This window comes from Salibacterium lacus (genome assembly GCF_042684865.1).
Taxonomy (GTDB): domain Bacteria; phylum Bacillota; class Bacilli; order Bacillales; family Marinococcaceae; genus Salibacterium; species Salibacterium lacus.
The window spans coordinates 22,439-39,353 of record NZ_JBHUML010000004.1 but is presented as its reverse complement, the minus strand read 5'-3'; the positions used below and the strand labels follow the sequence as shown (position 1 = coordinate 39,353).

At 49.5% G+C, this 16,915-nt stretch carries 17 protein-coding genes; all 17 read left to right on the top strand.

Translation table 11 applies throughout. The annotated features are described in order from the left end of the window. The first annotated feature begins 55 nt into the window (after positions 1–55). The 17 genes from yabG (at position 56) to ACFSUB_RS12920 (ending at position 16,884) form a co-directional block, all read left to right on the top strand. Positions 56–943 carry a sporulation peptidase YabG gene (gene yabG / locus ACFSUB_RS13000; RefSeq protein ID WP_380713716.1) on the top strand — a complete coding sequence of 296 codons (888 nt, stop codon included), beginning with the start codon at positions 56–58 and terminating at the stop codon, positions 941–943. A 200-nt stretch (positions 944–1,143) separates the two neighbouring features. After that, on the top strand, positions 1,144–1,398 hold the full coding sequence (locus ACFSUB_RS12995) for a Veg family protein (RefSeq protein WP_090928728.1): 255 nt from the start codon (positions 1,144–1,146) through the stop codon (positions 1,396–1,398). A 133-nt stretch (positions 1,399–1,531) separates the two neighbouring features. Beyond that, positions 1,532–1,714: a small, acid-soluble spore protein, alpha/beta type gene (locus tag ACFSUB_RS12990; RefSeq protein WP_380713715.1), complete on the top strand. Its 183-nt coding sequence runs from the start codon at positions 1,532–1,534 to the stop codon at positions 1,712–1,714. A gap of 188 nt (positions 1,715–1,902) precedes the next feature. Beyond that, positions 1,903–2,766 (top strand): 4-(cytidine 5'-diphospho)-2-C-methyl-D-erythritol kinase, encoded by an 864-nt coding sequence (gene ispE, locus ACFSUB_RS12985; protein ID WP_380713714.1) that lies wholly within the window; start codon positions 1,903–1,905, stop codon positions 2,764–2,766. Positions 2,767–2,826: 60 nt separating this feature from the next. Next, on the top strand, positions 2,827–3,663 hold the full coding sequence (gene purR / locus ACFSUB_RS12980; RefSeq protein WP_380713694.1) for a pur operon repressor: 837 nt from the start codon (positions 2,827–2,829) through the stop codon (positions 3,661–3,663). Continuing rightward, complete coding sequence (locus ACFSUB_RS12975; RefSeq protein WP_380713693.1) at positions 3,663–4,037, top strand: RidA family protein; 375 nt, start codon at positions 3,663–3,665, stop codon at positions 4,035–4,037. The genes purR and ACFSUB_RS12975 overlap by 1 nt, the downstream gene beginning before the upstream one ends. A gap of 173 nt (positions 4,038–4,210) precedes the next feature. Further along, complete coding sequence (gene spoVG, locus ACFSUB_RS12970; RefSeq protein WP_093338712.1) at positions 4,211–4,504, top strand: septation regulator SpoVG; 294 nt, start codon at positions 4,211–4,213, stop codon at positions 4,502–4,504. Between the two features lie 214 nt (positions 4,505–4,718). Then, positions 4,719–6,083, top strand: a complete 1,365-nt coding sequence (gene glmU, locus ACFSUB_RS12965) for a bifunctional UDP-N-acetylglucosamine diphosphorylase/glucosamine-1-phosphate N-acetyltransferase GlmU (protein ID WP_380713692.1) — start codon at positions 4,719–4,721, stop codon at positions 6,081–6,083. Between the two features lie 34 nt (positions 6,084–6,117). After that, a complete protein-coding gene (locus ACFSUB_RS12960) occupies positions 6,118–7,068 on the top strand; it encodes a ribose-phosphate diphosphokinase (RefSeq protein WP_380713691.1) in 951 nt (316 codons plus the stop codon). Between the two features lie 113 nt (positions 7,069–7,181). Continuing rightward, positions 7,182–7,820: a 50S ribosomal protein L25/general stress protein Ctc gene (locus tag ACFSUB_RS12955; RefSeq protein ID WP_380713690.1), complete on the top strand. Its 639-nt coding sequence runs from the start codon at positions 7,182–7,184 to the stop codon at positions 7,818–7,820. A gap of 90 nt (positions 7,821–7,910) precedes the next feature. Then, entirely contained in the window at positions 7,911–8,474 is a 564-nt protein-coding gene (gene pth / locus ACFSUB_RS12950; protein ID WP_380713689.1) for an aminoacyl-tRNA hydrolase, read from the top strand. Between the two features lie 71 nt (positions 8,475–8,545). Further along, positions 8,546–8,779, top strand: a complete 234-nt coding sequence (locus ACFSUB_RS12945; RefSeq protein WP_090928753.1) for an anti-sigma-F factor Fin family protein — start codon at positions 8,546–8,548, stop codon at positions 8,777–8,779. 194 nt (positions 8,780–8,973) lie between these two features. Further along, positions 8,974–12,510 carry a transcription-repair coupling factor gene (gene mfd / locus ACFSUB_RS12940; RefSeq protein ID WP_380713688.1) on the top strand — a complete coding sequence of 1,179 codons (3,537 nt, stop codon included), beginning with the start codon at positions 8,974–8,976 and terminating at the stop codon, positions 12,508–12,510. A 199-nt stretch (positions 12,511–12,709) separates the two neighbouring features. Then, positions 12,710–13,249 (top strand): stage V sporulation protein T, encoded by a 540-nt coding sequence (spoVT, locus tag ACFSUB_RS12935; protein ID WP_090928191.1) that lies wholly within the window; start codon positions 12,710–12,712, stop codon positions 13,247–13,249. Between the two features lie 263 nt (positions 13,250–13,512). Beyond that, on the top strand, positions 13,513–15,129 hold the full coding sequence (locus ACFSUB_RS12930) for a putative polysaccharide biosynthesis protein (protein WP_380713687.1): 1,617 nt from the start codon (positions 13,513–13,515) through the stop codon (positions 15,127–15,129). Continuing rightward, on the top strand, positions 15,126–16,640 hold the full coding sequence (locus ACFSUB_RS12925; RefSeq protein ID WP_380713686.1) for a bifunctional methyltransferase/pyrophosphohydrolase YabN: 1,515 nt from the start codon (positions 15,126–15,128) through the stop codon (positions 16,638–16,640). Before ACFSUB_RS12930 ends, ACFSUB_RS12925 begins: the two co-directional genes overlap by 4 nt. Further along, a complete protein-coding gene (locus ACFSUB_RS12920) occupies positions 16,627–16,884 on the top strand; it encodes an RNA-binding S4 domain-containing protein (RefSeq protein WP_380713685.1) in 258 nt (85 codons plus the stop codon). Before ACFSUB_RS12925 ends, ACFSUB_RS12920 begins: the two co-directional genes overlap by 14 nt. The last annotated feature ends 31 nt before the right edge of the window (positions 16,885–16,915 follow it).

Below are 16,915 nucleotides of genomic sequence, written 5' to 3'. Positions count from 1 at the left end.
ACATTTCTTTTATTTTGGAATAGGCTGGCGGGGGAAGGGGGAAGCTGACGTGGAAGTGGAATTAAAAGCAGGAGATCTTGTGACCCGGTATTCCTATAACGGGGACATCATATTCCGGGTGACTTCCGTGGACGGCAGAAACGTTGAGCTGGCCGGAGAGGAACTACGCTTGGCAGCAGATGCTCCAATTGAGGATTTACAGAAAGTGGATGAAACAGAGCGAAGATCCCACGAAAAGAACCTCCATGAAAAAGAAGAACGGATTTACCGCCTCTTCCGGCAGGAAGCGCGCTTGATGAAAGAGCGGAATGAACATGAAACATCGGAAGGGTATAAGGAAGACACCTCTTATTTTGAAATGCGCGGACGTGTTCTGCATCTGGATGGAGATGCTTATTACCTCTCCAAATGCACCGCATTGTATGAACGGCTCGGCATTCCTGTCTACGGTGTCCATATTCCCGAAAAGGAAATGCCGGAGCAGATATCGTCCCTGATCGAAATGGTGCGCCCTGATATATTGGTTATTACAGGTCACGATGCTTACATCTCTTCCCGGGGAGAAGAAAATGATATAAAATCCTACAAACATTCCAAAGTCTTCGGGAGAACGGTGCGGGAGGCACGGAAAATGGTGCCCCAGCTTGATCAGCTGATTATTTTTGCCGGAGCCTGCCAATCTTATTTTGAATGGCTCATCAAGGCTGGTTCCAATTTTGCGAGCGCTCCGGAAAGAGTCAATATTCACGCGCTCGATCCTGTCTATATCGCCGCCAAAATCAGTCTGACTCCTTTTATGGACCGAATCAGCGCCCTGCACCTCATCCGGCACACCCTCACCGGGCAGGATGGATTGGGGGGGCTGGAGACAAGAGGAGTGTTAAGGCGTGGATCACCCTGGAAAGAAGAAGCCCGTACTCTGTCCGGAGATAGGAAAAAGTAAAACACAACCGGAACGGGCTTCGTTCCGGTTTTATTTTTGTAGAATAAAATGGAAAAACAAGCATAAACTTAGAGAAGGAAATCATTTCTCCAGAAAAAATCGTTTGACAAACGAGTCGGAAAGTTGATAACATAATACGTTTACTTGACAAAACGGGTGGGGATTGTTACACTATTAAGTAGTGAGGTGGGTCTGTAACTATGGGAAAAACATTGATTGAAATTAAAGAATCACTGGATGCCAATGTAGGGAAAAAGATCACGATCACAGCAAATGGAGGCCGCAAGAAAACAATTGAACGTTCCGGTCTGCTGGAAGAAACATATCCTTCGGTGTTTATTGTGAAACTCGACAAGGACAAGCATTCCGTGGAGAGAATTTCGTACAGCTATACCGATGTACTCACCAAATCGATTCAATTGACGATGCTTGGTGAAGAAGAACTTCAGGCTTAAAAGAGGACATGCTACAGGAAACGGAATAAAGTGGCTTTCTGCAGACAAGCAGAAGGCTATATTTATGTCTGCTTCCGGACATACTAAACCATGCCTGCCGGGTTTTCATTCAGCTGTGAAGGAGATGGATGAGATGAGCCGGAGACGCGGTATCATGTCAGATCAACTGAAAACGGAAGTGGCAAAGGAATTAGGGTTTTATGATACAGTCCAGCGTGAAGGCTGGGGCGGCATTAAATCCCGTGACGCCGGTAATATGGTGAAACGCGCTGTACAGATGGCGGAGCAGCACATGCAGGATTCCAACCGTTCATAACCCGCAGGCATAAAAGAGGGCTCCGGGAGATTCTCCCGGAGCCTTCTTTTCATCGTTGGCACAAAGCATAACCCCCGTGTGTAATAGTTCAAGCTGTACACATTTCTTTTTTTAAACTAAAATATACAAAGATGTAAACGTTAGAACAGGAAATGCGGCGCGGCAGCGAAGAGAAGGGGAAGTGAATGGTGAAACAATCAATTAAAGCTCCTGCCAAAATAAATTTAAGCCTCGATGTGCTGGGGAAGCGGGATGATGGCTACCACGAAGTAAAAATGATAATGACCCAGGTGGATTTATCCGACAGACTTGATATGCAGCGGCGGGAGGACGGTTTGATCAATGTGGAAATGTCGGAAGGGTTTCTCCCGGCCGATTCGCGTAACCTTGCCTACCAGGCTGCTGTCCTTTTGAAACAGCACTGCGGCACAAAGATGGGGGCATCTATTTACATATACAAAAAAATTCCGGTGGCTGCCGGTCTGGCCGGCGGGAGCAGTGATGCGGCAGCGGCGCTTAGAGGATTGAATAAGCTTTGGGAGCTTGGCCTTTCGCTGGAGGAACTGGCAGACCTTGGTGCTGAACTTGGTTCGGATGTTCCGTTTTGTGTTCACGGCGGCACCGCCCTTGCCACCGGACGGGGGGAATGTATTGAAAAGATTCCCGATCCTCCGTCATGCTGGGTGGTGCTTGCAAAACCACCGGTCGGAGTTTCCACAGGGGATATCTATAAACGAATGCGGGCCGAGGATATAAGCAGTACGTCTGCCGATGCGATGAATGCTGCTGTTCATGATTTCAATTACTCTGCTATCTGCCGCTCTCTTCATAACGCACTGGAGCAGGTGACCCTACCGATGTATCCGGAAATCAGGCAGATTAAGGAACGGATGAAAGCATCGGGAGTCGATGCCGCTTTGATGAGCGGGAGCGGCCCTACAGTATTCGGCCTTGTCAAAAAAGAAGCGAAACTGCACCGGGTGTATAACGCGCTCCGAGGTTTCTGTGACCAAGTGTACGCCGTGCGGCTGCTGGGAGAGAAACAACCTTGATAAAATCCGTACAAAAATGGTATATTCTGATTATATTATTCGGTTTTTATGGAGGAAGTGATGCAGAAAATGAAACGAAGCGGCCGATTGGTGGATATGACCTACTATTTGATCCAGCATCCACACCAGCTGGTTTCCCTCAGCTATTTTTCAGAACGGTACCAATCAGCCAAGTCCTCCATCAGCGAAGACTTAACGATTGTTAAAGATATTTTTGAGTCGCAGGGATTTGGCTCTTTGTGGACGATTCCCGGTGCAGGCGGCGGAGTGAAGTATGTGCCGGCGGTATCGCTGGAAGAAGGCACAGAGCTCGTTGAATCGCTTTGCACGAAACTGGAGGATAAAGAACTGCTGCCGGGCGGTTATTTATACATGATGGACGTTCTCGGCAACCCGCGGCTTATGAATGACATTGGGAGGCTGTTTGCTTCAGTGTATGCCGAGCGCCGCATTGATGCGGTCATGACGGTGGCGATGAAAGGCATTCCGCTCGCTTATTCGATTGCTTCCCATCTCGATGTACCGGTCAGTATTGTCCGCAGGGACCACCGCGTAACGGAAGGATCCATGGTAAGCATCAACTACGTCTCCGGTTCTGCAAAACGGATTCAGACGATGTCGCTTTCGAGAAGAAGCCTGCAGGAAGGATCCAATGTACTGATTGTAGATGACTTCATGAAAGCAGGCGGCTCCGTGCGGGGTATGATGGACCTGCTCCATGAATTCAATGCCAACGTTGTCGGTGTCGGCGTTCTGGTCGAGGCTGAAGATGTCGAGGAACGTCTCGTAGAAGACTACGTCTCGATTGCCCGTCTGGAAAAAGTTCACGAAAGAGAAAGACAGGTAAAGGCAGTTCCGGGAAATTTTCTTGATACATTAAAAGAGGTGAATACGTGATGGAACCCATTCATACAGACAAAGCACCGGAAGCGATAGGACCGTATTCGCAGGGAATCAAGGCAGGCAGCGTATTTTACAGTTCCGGTCAGATTCCTTTGACACCTGATGGTGAGATGGTGGAAGGCGGGCTGCGTGAACAGACGCATCAAGTGTTTTCAAATGTGCAGGCTGTGCTCGAGGAGGCAGGGGCTTCGTTGGATACTGTGATGAAAGCGTCTGTCTTCACCACCAGGATGGAAGATTTCTCTATCATCAATGAGATCTACGGCGAATACTTTCAGACGCACCAGCCGGCGCGCTCCTGCGTCGGGGTGGCAGCGCTCCCGAAAGGAGCACTCATCGAAATAGAAGTCACCGCCTTCGTGAAATAAGAAACAACTATTTACCCCCGCCCAATGGCGGGTTTTTTACGTGGAAAGAGAGTCTGCCGTCTCACCATGACATAAAATAAAAATAATTTTTTTCTATCAAAAGAAGGAAAACCCTGCCTACCTGTTGAAGGGTATGGCAGAACTATTTTTATATGGAAAAAGGTGGTGAAAAAATGCAGGTTACAGACGTCAGGCTCCGACGGGTAAATACGGACGGCAGGATGCGTGCTATCGCATCGATTACGATGGACGGTGAGTTTGTTGTGCATGATATACGGGTGATTGACGGCAATAATGGACTGTTTGTTGCCATGCCCAGCAAACGGACGCCGGATGGAGAGTTTCGCGACATCGCCCATCCAATTTCATCCCATACCAGGGAGAAAATTCAGACAGCTGTCCTGGGTGAGTATGAGCGTCAGGGAGAGTTTGAAAAACCGGAATACGAAGAAGCCGGTGCTTCCTGAAGAGCTGGATAGAGCGCGAAGGTATCATTACAACTATTATACTTACGTTATCAGGCGGAGTCCGTTTACAGAGCGGCCGCCTGATTTTTGTTTCTCTTTCCTTTCAATAATATTCCATTATCGCCAGTGGTGTTTAATCCAGCGTCTTTCCTTGAAATGTGAAGGCTTTTAGGATATATTCGTAGGGGAAAAACGGTGAGTTGGAGGCAGAGCAATGAACAATCGTTATGGGGTAGTGCTGGCCGCAGGCCAGGGGAAACGAATGAAATCCGATCTGTATAAAGTACTTCACCCTGTATGCGGCAGGCCGATGGTGGAGCATGCTGTCGATCAGGCTGCCAAAGCTGGGCTTGATGATATTGTGACCGTTATAGGACACGGTGCCGAGGCTGTGAAAGAGCATATTGGTGATCGTGTTTCTTATGTGCTTCAGGAAGAGCAGCAGGGAACGGGGCATGCTGTGATGCAGGCAGAGGATCATCTGAAGGATAAAGAAGGAGTGACGGTTGTTCTTTGCGGGGACACGCCATTGATACGCGCGGAAACGGTGGAGTCGTTAATAGAGCATCACGAGCAGACAAAAGCCGGGGCAACTGTTCTGACTGCTCATGCACAGGACCCTTCCGGCTACGGCCGTGTCCTCAGAAATGACAAAGGACAGGTGCAGCGCATCGTGGAAGAAAAAGACGCCGGTCCAGCGGATAAGAAAGTCAACGAAATTAATACAGGCACATACTGTTTTGACAACAAGCTGCTTTTTGAAGCACTTCGGGAAGTTGGAAATGAGAATGCCCAGGGAGAGTATTACCTGCCGGATGTTCTTGAGATACTAAAAAGCCGCGGGGAAGTATTATCGGCCTGGCAGACAGCTGACTTTTCAGAGGCTATCGGCGTGAATGACCGGGTGGCGCTGGCCGAGGCAGAAAAGGCAATGAAAAAGCGGATCAACACATATTGGCTGAAAGAAGGAGTGACGATTGTGGATCCGGATCACACCTATATTTCTATGGACGCCGTTATAGGCCGTGATACGACCCTGCATCCCGGCACTACTTTGAACGGGACGGTAGAGATTGAAGGTAACTGCGTCATCGGTCCGTATTCAGAGATTACAGACAGTCGTATCGGAAACGGCTCCACCGTACGGCAGTCAGTGGTTTCGGACAGCCGTATCGGATGCCGCGTGAAGATCGGCCCCTATGCCCATATCCGACCGGCTTCGGATTTGGCTGATGATGTGAAAATCGGTAATTTTGTCGAAGTGAAAAAATCATCCTTTGGAAATGGAAGTAAAGCGCCTCATCTCAGCTATATCGGAGATGCAGAAGTCGGTAACCGGGTGAACATGGGATGCGGTTCCATTACAGTCAACTATGATGGGACTCAAAAGTACACGACAACCATTGAAGACGATGTGTTTGTAGGTTGTAACGCCAACCTGATTGCGCCGGTGAAGGTGGAGGAAGGTGCTTATGTTGCTGCCGGATCCACCATCACAGATGATGTTCCGGAACGTTCTCTGTCGATAGCACGGTCGAGGCAGACCAACAAAGAAGGTTACGTGAAAAACAGGGAATAAGGTTTTCACATTATATTTACGGAGGGAATAATCCATGCCAATTTACGACGACCCTTATCTGAAGGTGTTCACTCTGAACTCAAACCCTGAACTTACCCAGCAGGTAACCGATCAAATCGGGGTCGAGATGGGAAAAAGTTCTATTAAACGTTTTAGTGACGGGGAAATACAGGTAAATATTGAAGAAAGCATCCGGGGCTGTGACGTTTTCCTTGTACAGTCCACATCCGAACCGGCAAATGAGCATCTGATGGAACTTCTGATCATGATTGATGCGATGAAACGGGCTTCGGCAGCAACTATTAATGTCGTTATCCCGTATTATGGGTATGCCCGCCAGGACCGTAAGGCTAAATCGAGACAGCCGATCACGTCCAAGCTCGTTGCCAACCTAATCGAAAAGGCAGGGGCCACCCGGGTTCTGAGTGTCGACCTGCATGCCTCCCAGATTCAGGGATTTTTCGATATTCCGGTGGACCAGCTGCTTGGTGAGCCGATTTTATCGAAACATTTTCAGGATAAAGGCGTGGAAGATACTGTGATTGTATCCCCGGATCACGGCGGCGTTGTCCGGGCAAGAAAAATGGCGGACCGTCTGCATGCGCCGATTGCCATTATTGATAAACGCCGTCCGGAGCCGAATGTTTCGGAAGTGATGAACATTATCGGAGACGTGGAGGGACGGACAGCCATCATTGTGGATGATATCATTGATACGGCGGGAACGATGACGCTCGCGGCAGATGCTCTGCTTGAAAAAGGTGCCAAAGCGGTATATGCCTGCAGTACACATCCTGTATTGTCCGGACCTGCCATCGAACGGATAGAGAACTCCAATATTGAAGAACTGGCTGTAACGAATACCATTGTTCTCCCGGAAGAAAAGCAGACAGACAAAATTACGCAGCTGTCGGTGGCTCCGCTTATTGCAGAAGCCATCATCCGTGTTCATGAACAGACATCAGTCAGCACGTTGTTCGATTAACGTTTTGAAAACCCCGCAGCATATTGATATTCATGAAGCAAAATGGTATAATCCTTTCTCAGGTGGGTTTGAAAATAGATTCCCTAAATGATAATAGAACGAGGTGAATAATTATGGCTGTAGTACTGGAAGCCAATCCAAGAACGGATTTAAGAAAATCCGTATCTAAACAACTTCGCGTCGACGGACAGGTGCCGGCTGTTGTTTATGGGAAAGACACAGCAAGCACAGCAGTCTCCGTTCCCAATATCACGTTTATCAAGACGATTCGTGAAGTGGGGCGCAACGGCATTATTGAACTGGATGTAGGTGGAGAAACCGGCAAGCATACGGTGATTGTCCACGACATGCAGGTGGACCCAATCAAAGATTATCTCGTACACATCGATTTCTTTGAAGTCGACCTCAAATCTGAAATGGAAGCAGATGTTTCCGTTAATCTTACAGGCAATGCGCCTGGTGAAAAAGAAGGCGGCATCCTTTCCCCGCTTCTTTACCACATCACCGTACGGGCTCTGCCGACAGATATTCCGGAAGAAATCACTGTAGATATTTCGGAACTGGGCGTCGGAGATTCTGTGCAGATCGGGGACCTTTCTGCCGGCAAAGCATATGAATTCGTGAACGAATCGGAAGAAACGGTTGTAACGATTCAGCCGCCGGAGCAGGAAGAGCCTGAAGAAACAGAAGATGCAACGGAACCTGAACTTGTCGGCGCTGAAGACAAGGACGAGGCAGACAACAACAACTAATGAGGATACAGCAGTGGAAAAGGTATAGCCGTGGCTCGGTTATGCCTTTTTACTGTGCAAAACGAAGCAGGCAGAAAAGAGGGACAGCCCATGAAGGTTATTGCAGGTCTTGGCAATCCCGGCCGGAAATACGAAAAAACACGGCATAATGTGGGCTTTCTGGCAGTGGATCGTCTGGCTGAGAATCTGAACGTTTCCTGGAAAAAAGAAAAAAAGAGCCGGACTGCCGAAACGGTCATCGATGGAGAAAAAGTTTTTATCGTAAAACCGCTTACGTATATGAACCTTTCCGGAGAGGCCCTTCAGCCTCTTATGGATTTCTACCAGATTCCCGCGGAGAACCTTTTGGTGATCTATGATGATCTGGATTTATCACCGGGAGCGCTTCGTCTCCGCCTGAATGGAGGACACGGGGGGCATAACGGTCTGAAGTCTATTTTTCAGGAACTGGGAACGAAAGAGTTCAAACGCATACGGCTTGGTATTGGACGTCCGGATTCAGGAAACGATGTCGTCTCCCACGTTCTCGGAACATTTGCGCCGGAAGAGAAAAAAGAAATGCAGGAATCTGTACCGCTTGCAGCCAAGGCGGCTGAGTCCTGGCTTTCTCATTCTTTTGCGGAAGTGATGAATCACTATAACAGGAAAAATTAGCCGGTTTGTCTGTATACCATCGCCTGTGCCGGTCATACTAGGAAGAAACCTTTCTCAAAGGAGCTCTTTGTATGGCAATCTGTTATTACTGCAGGCATTGTAGTAAGGATATCGGGACGTTGGAAGATGAGGAACTGCTCGTGTCGTCCAAGCTCGGGCTGGACCAGCTGACAGATGAGGAGCAGCAGCAGATGATTCATTACGGCTCGGACGGTCACGTTCATGTGAGAGTGACGTGTGAGCATTGTGAAGAAGCACTCCGGCAGAATCCCCATTTTCATGAATTGGACAGGTGGATTCAGTAACTTTTCCGGCATATGCAAAAAACATCGGGACTGGTCTTTCGTCAACAGAATGCGGGGAAAAGACCAGCCCTTTTTCTATTAAAAAAAGAATCCTGTTTTCTGTCTGCTTCATTCATGGGATGATAGATGGAAAGATACAGGAATGCGCGGCTCGGCTGCAGCCGCGGTACGGGAATGAAGGAGGAACGAGTGTCATGAAGGGATTGCAGAACGCTCTGTCCACGAATGACCATGTAAAAACGGTTTTGGAAGGCATTCAACATGGAATGAAAGAACAACTGGCAGCGGGATTGAGCGGCTCTGCCCGCTCTCTGTTCATGGCGCTTGCCAAAACGGAAGTGGACCGGCCCCAGCTTATTATCACCCACACGCTGCTGCAGGCTCAGAAACTGTACGAGGATCTCATTGATTTGACGGATGCGCCCGTTTACTTGTATCCGGTCAATGAACTGATAGCTTCTGAAATAGCGTCGGCCAGTCCGGAAATGAGAGCACAGCGGATTGAAGTGCTGGATGCACTGACCAATGGCTTCCGGGGAATTGTGATTGCTCCGGTAGCCGGCGTGCGGAGGCTGCTCCCGCCGGTTGATCTCTGGAAAGAGTCGCAGGTTACGGTGAAAATGGGGGAAGATGTGGAACCGGAAACACTGCTGCCGCGGCTTTTGTCTCTTGGGTATCAACGGGCGGACATGGTGTCGGCACCGGGAGAATTCAGCCTGCGCGGCGGTATCATTGATATATATCCTCTTACCGAAGAATACCCGGTTCGTATTGAACTGTTTGATACCGAGGTGGACTCCCTGCGCTACTTCCAGGCAGCGGATCAACGCTCCCTGGAGCATCTCCAGGAAATTTTAATCGGCCCCGCCGAGGAGACTGTTTTATATACAGAACAGTTTGAAAAAGCGGCAGAACATCTGGAGCAGTCCCTTGCAGAAACGCTGCAGCATGTACAGGACGAGGAGATCAAGGAAAAACTGCGGTCTTACCTCGGATACGAAAAAGAACAGCTCGAGGAGAAGAACCGTTTTCAGGGCATGTATAAATATATGCAGTATTTTTACGAACAGCCTGCCACGTTACTGTCTTATTTTCCGGACGACACGGTCCTCTTTATGGATGAAATCAGCAGAGTCCAGGATATGGCGGAAAACCTGGACAAGGAAGAAGCTCAGTGGTCGGCGGACGTGCTGGAGCAGGGCCAGGCGCCGAGAGGGCTTTCCTTATCCACGGCGTTTGAGGATTTGTTTAAAGAAAAAGAACATCCGATTGTCTATTTTTCTCTGTTTCTTAGAAATATACCATCCATCCATCCTCAAAACACTGCTAACATTCAGTGCAAAGCGATGCAGCAGTTCCACGGGCAGATGCATGTTTTAAAAAGTGAGATGGAGCGCTGGCAGAAAGACCAATACACTGTTATCTTCGCTGCAGCAGATGAGGACCGGATGAACAAACTGCAGAACGTTCTTTATGACTACGGTATGGAAGCTGATAAGGCAGATCCCGGCGGCCCTTTCACACCGGAGCGTCCTTCGATTGTAAAAGCACAGTTAAACAGCGGATTTGAGCTGCCGATGGAAAAAACGGCTGTCATTACCGAGGAAGAGACATTCACGAAAAAGGTGAGCCGGCCGCAGCGGAAACAGAAGTTATCGAACGCAGAACGAATCAAAAGCTATTCCGAGCTGAAGACCGGCGACCTTGTTGTTCATGTTAATCACGGTATTGGAAAATACCTCGGCATCGAAACACTCGAAGTCAACGGGGTGCATCAGGATTATCTCAATATTTCCTACCGGGGCAATGACAAATTGTATGTTCCGGTGGAGCAGATTGACCTTGTCCAGAAATACGTCGCGTCGGAGGAAAAAGAGCCGAAAGTACATGCGCTCGGAGGATCGGAATGGAAAAAAGTGAAACGGAAAGTGGAATCCTCCGTGAAGGACATTGCCGACGACCTGATTAAGGTCTACTCGGCCAGGGAAGCCTCCAAAGGTCATGCCTTCAGTAATCATGAAGAAGAAGAACAGGAATTTGCAGCCACATTTTCCTATCAGGAAACAGAGGATCAGCTGAAAGCAATTCAGGAGATTAAGGAAGATATGGAACGCGAACGCCCGATGGACCGCCTTCTATGCGGTGATGTCGGTTATGGTAAAACAGAGGTGGCCATCCGTGCGGCCTTTAAGGCGATTCTGGACGGAAAACAGGTCGCTATGCTCGTTCCGACTACCATTTTGGCACAACAGCATTTTGATACATTGACGGAACGTTTTGCGGACTATCCCATTAACATCGGCATGCTCAGTCGTTTCCGGACGAAAAAACAGCAGTCCGATACGATTAAAAGCTTGAAAACCGGAGGGCTTGATATCGTTGTCGGCACCCACCGGGTATTGTCCAAGGATATTACGTTTAAAGACCTGGGCCTCTTGATTGTTGATGAGGAGCAGCGTTTCGGGGTGACACACAAGGAGAAGATCAAACAGCTGAAGGCCAACATTGATGTACTGACGCTGACAGCCACACCGATTCCGCGTACGCTGCACATGTCGATGCTCGGCGTCCGCGATCTTTCTGTCATTGAAACACCGCCTGAAAATCGTTTTCCTGTCCAGACGTACGTGATGGACTACAATCCATCGCTTGTGAAAGAAGCAGTGGAGAGGGAAATAAGCAGGGGCGGACAGGTGTATCTTCTGTACAACCGGGTGGATGATATAAGCAGGATGGCTGATCAGGTATCGATGCTTGTTCCGGATGCAGAAGTAGCCTATGCCCACGGCAGGATGAATGAACAGGAACTGGAATCGGTCATGATAGATTTTCTGGAAGGCAATAAAGATGTGCTCGTCACGACGACTATTATTGAGACCGGCGTTGACATTCCGAATGTGAATACGCTCATCATTTATAATGCCGATAACATGGGACTCTCCCAGCTTTACCAGATCAGGGGAAGAGTAGGGCGTTCCAACCGGGTGGCCTATGCGTATTTCACGTACCAGCGCGATAAAATACTAACGGAGATTTCAGAAAAGCGACTGCAGGCGATCAAAGAATTCACCGAACTTGGTTCCGGATTTAAAATTGCGATGCGGGATCTGTCCATCCGGGGTACCGGGAACCTGCTCGGCGCGGAACAGCACGGATTTATTGAATCCGTCGGTTTTGATCTTTATTCTGAAATGCTGAAAGAAGCGATTGAAGAACAAAAAGGAGAAGCGCCGAAAGAAACGGAGCCGGAGATGGAGATGGATGTGCGGCTGGATGCGTATATCCCTGCGTCTTATATCAATGATTCCAAACAGAAGATTGAAATGTATAAACGCTTTAAGGGGCTGGAGAGTCTTGAAGACCTCGAGGACCTCAAGGATGAAATGATCGACCGTTTCGGTGAATATCCCCAGGAAACGGCGGACCTTTTTGCGGTCTCAAAAATCAAACTGCTGGCAAAGCAGAACGGCGTGCAGTCCATCACCCAGCAGTCCGGTCAAACGACGATCCTGCTTTCTGAGCAGGCAAGTAAGGCCACAGACGGCGCGGCTCTTTTTGAAGCCGTTCACGAATTTGGAAGAGAAGTGGGCATCGGTGCGGAAGAACAGCAGATCAAGCTGGCAGTGCATCAACGTAAAATGTCCAGCCGGCAGTTTCTGGACATTATGGAAGCACTGATGACAAAACTTCCGGAGACAAAAAAAGAAGCCGAAGAGACAGCCTCTTCCTGACATTATACTGTGGAAAGTCCCTCCTTTTTTGAAAATGGGTGAATAGTTCTTTTCTGCTCGTGGATAATAAAGACAATACAGGAATCAGGCACAGCGTTTTTTGTCTCTGGTTAGAGCACAGAATTCGAAAAGCAGCCTTTATTTTGTCTCTTATCCATCATAGGAAAACCAACAGCAGAAAGGGAGGCAGCGTAACGTGATGAAAGCAACTGGTATTGTACGACGCATTGATGACTTGGGGAGAGTAGTCATTCCCAAAGAAATCCGCCGCACCCTCCGTATCCGGGAAGGGGATCCGCTGGAGATTTTTGTCGACCGCGACGGTGAGGTAATTCTGAAGAAGTATTCCCCGATTTCCGAGCTGGGCGACTTTGCAAAAGAGTACGCGGAAGCATTATACGACACTCTTCACCACCCTATCCTTGTCGCAGATCGTGACACTTATATTGCGGTGTCGGGCGGAGCCAAAAAAGACTATGCCAACAAAAGCATCGGCCGGGTGGTGGAAGACGCGATTACGGAACGAAAAACGAAAGTAACATCCATGAAAGGCGACTATAATATGGTCAGCGATCACGAGGAAACAATGAAAGGCTACGCCGTCGCGCCGATTATTGCAAATGGCGATCCGATCGGTGCTGTGGTCATGATAGCCAAAGATGACAAAGTCGATGAAGCCATTTCGGGCAAACTGCTTGAGACCGCTTCCGGCTTTTTGGCCAGGCAGATGGAACAGTAACAAAGAAAAGACTAATTACCGCCTCATCCGAATGAAGAAGGAACCTGAAACAGCCGGGGTTCCTTCTTTTTGTTTATCATAGCTGCCAGGCAGGTAAGCATGTCGGCGTTTTAAGGTCCAGCTCCAGCACCCAGCCGCTCAGGGTTCAATGGATCTGATCCGTTCGACGCTGCCACAGGACGTGGCGTTTTTGGCCGAACCTCTGCTATTTGGGGCGCTTGCGTTTTTCATATGATATACTCGGGGACTAGAGGAAGGAAGAGATGATGATGACCGGTGCAGATAGTAATAACAGCAGATGGTGGAAAGGCGCCATGTTTGTGACGGCAGCTGCTTTTACAGGAAAAGTACTGAGTGCATTGTACCGGGTGCCTTATCAAAATATGGCAGGGGACCAGGGCCTGTACGTCTACCAGCAGGTCTACCCTCTGCTCGGGACAGCAATGATTACAGCAATGTATGGATTTCCGGTCGCTCTTTCCGGTATGATGATGGAACAGGGAACCGATCAAAAACCAAAAGAAGCTGAAGTGACAGCCCGTGCTGCGTTTGTGCTGCTGTTTCTCCTTCACGGGCTTCTCTTCACGGGGCTTGTCTTTACATCCCCGTTTATTGCTTCCTGGATGGGTGATCCGCAGCTCGCGGGTATTCTGCGCCAGGCTGGTCTGGTGCTTGTGTTGGTGCCATTTATCTCCATGGTTCGTGGTTACTATCAGGGTCTTGGGAATATGCAGCCTGCTGCGGTTTCCCATCTTACAGAACAGGTCATACGGTCTGGAGCGATTATAGGATGTACAGCTTTGGTGGTGTTTAACGGCTTTGGTCCTTATGCCGCCGGAGAGGCTGCTGCAGCTGCGTCGGTTCTTGGCGCTGCCGCGTGCGCCGGGTATCTCTATGTTATTTGGAGACGCAGAGACAATCCTCGTCCAGTTGTTGTTTCTGAGGTCATCCAGCGGGTGAAGGAAATCCGGGGGACCTTTTTAGTCCGCGGACTGATGGCTGCGTCCGGCGCTATGATTTTTCTTTTGTACCAATGGGTGGACGCCTTCACTGTGGTGCGGGGCTTAACAGAACACGCCGCTGGTGCGCAGCAGGCGAAAGCGTTGAAAGGCATTTTTGACCGGGGACAGCCGCTTCTGCAGTTCGGAACTGTCCTGGCCGTGTCTTTTGCGATGACAGTCGTGCCGCTTATTCAAAAAGAAAAAACGACAGAGGGTCCTGATCGTTCCGCAGCATACGCTGGTTTCGCGCTGCGGCTCACTCTCTTTACCGGGAGTGCAGCGGCGGCCGGCTTGATGATGGTAGCTGAACCGGTAAACATTATGCTGTTTGAAAATCAAGCAGGGACCGGAGCTCTCCGCATACTGGCGGCGGCACTCATGTTCAGCGGAATGATCATGATTACGTCTGCGGTCATGCAGGGGCACTATCATTTCATCCGTCCCATTCTGTTTCTTGGACTGGGCGTCGTGGTGAAAGCGGTGGGAAATATCATGCTTCTCCCGGCTTTTGGTATCAAGGGAGCAGCGGCAGCCACGGTGCTTGGGATGGCGGTGACGGCAGGGTGCAGCAGCATTTCTATGTTCGGCATTCAGGCGGTCCGGCTGCCGTCTGGAACGTGGATAATGAAGCTTACTGCGTCTCTTGGCCTTATGATGCTGCTTTTAGCGTGCATGAACTTCGGGTATGAATGGTTTTCTACCGGAACGCACCGGCTGCCGGCAGCAGCCCATGCATTGACTGCCACGGCGGCAGGGGTTGTACTGCAGGCTGTTCTGGTGAAAAAATGGGGCTTGTTCACAGAAGAAGAAAGGATGCATCTGCCGTTTTTTCATCATCTGGACAACCCGTTGAAACCGAAAGGAGAAAAAAAGCGATGACAAAACAAGACACGTATCCTGATGTCCCCGTCATACATATAGTCGGACTCGGTCCTGGTGATTTATCAGGTCTACCGCTTGGGACGTACAAGACATTGACAAAAGCAGAGCGGCTGTATCTCCGGACAGAAGAGCACCCTGCTGCAAAAGAACTGAAACAGGAAGGTATTTCGTTTCACAGCTTTGATGAGTTGTATGAACAGCATGATACGTTTGAAGCGGTGTATGCTTCCATCACCGAAGAGCTCCTGGAGGCGGCCGGGCAGTACCACGATATTTATTACGCGGTTCCCGGCCATCCGATGACAGCCGAGGAAACCGTGCAGAGGCTGCTGGAAGAAAAGAGAAGCGGACACCTCCACGTCACCGCAGGCGGCGGACAGAGCTTTCTGGATCCTATGTTTACCGCGCTGCAGATAGATCCAAATGACGGGTTTCAGCTGCTGGACGCAACGGCGCTGCACGTCGATGACATCCGAATGAATCAGCATATCATCATCAGCCAGGTCTATGATCAAATGAGCGCCTCGGAAGTAAAACTGACATTGATGGAAAAATATCCGGATGACTACGGTGTTACCCTGGTCACCGCGGCTGGAACGAATGCAGAAACCCTTCGTAATCTGCCGCTGTATGAACTGGACCGCATGGCGCAGGTGGATAATCTGACTGCCCTTTACCTGCCTCCGGTGCCGGATGAAGAGCTCATGTACCGGGAATTCTCCACGCTTCGCAGGGTCATTGATGCGCTGCGGGCGCCGGATGGGTGCCCATGGGACAGAAAACAGACGCACGAATCCCTGAAAAAATACATGCTCGAGGAAGCGTATGAAGTGTTGGATGCCATCGATGAGCAGGATGATGAGCATCTTGAGGAAGAGCTCGGGGATGTGATGCTGCAGGTGCTGCTCCATGCCCGCATCGGCGAAGAAAACGGGTACTTTACCATAGATGATGTGATCGGGACGTTAACGGAAAAAATGATCCGCCGCCATCCCCACGTGTTCGGCGGGCAGCAGGCGGATACCGAGGAACAGGTGAATGCCAACTGGGAAGCGGTGAAGGAGAAGGAAAAAACGAACAACCCTCCTGCTTCGCTGCTTGAGGATATCCCGGCCTCCATGCCGGCACTGATGCAGGCGTATGAATTGCAGAAAAAAGCAGGAAGAGCCGGTTTTGACTGGGACGATGACGCCCCGATGTGGAAAAAACTCCAGGAAGAGCTGGCAGAATGGCTGTATGAAGTGAAATACGGTTCGGTGGAATCCATGAAAAAAGAATACGGCGATTTACTGTTTGTTATCGTGAACCTCGGCCGGTTTTATAAACTGTACCCGGAAGAAGCACTGCATATGACCAATCGTAAATTCAGAAAACGCTTTGTCTATATTGAAGAAGCGCTGAAAAAGCAGGGGCGCCATCCGGAAGACGCCACGCTTCAGGAGATGGACAGTTTCTGGGAAGAGGCCAAAAAGGAAAGCAAAGGAGAGGAACGTAATGAGAATCGATAAATTTCTGAAAGTTTCCCGTTTGGTAAAAAGAAGAACCCTTGCCAAAGAAGTAGCATCGCAGGGAAGAATATCAGTGAACGGCAATAAGGCAAAAGCAGGAACGGAAGTCACTCCCGGTGATGAAATCACCATCCAGTTTGGAACCAAAGTGATTACGGTTCGTGTGGATGAAATCCAGGACTCGACGAAAAAAGAAGCGTCAGAATCCATGTATACTCTGCTGAAAGAAGAACCGCTTTCGTAAAAAATCCAGGACTAACTTCGGCGGGAAGGAC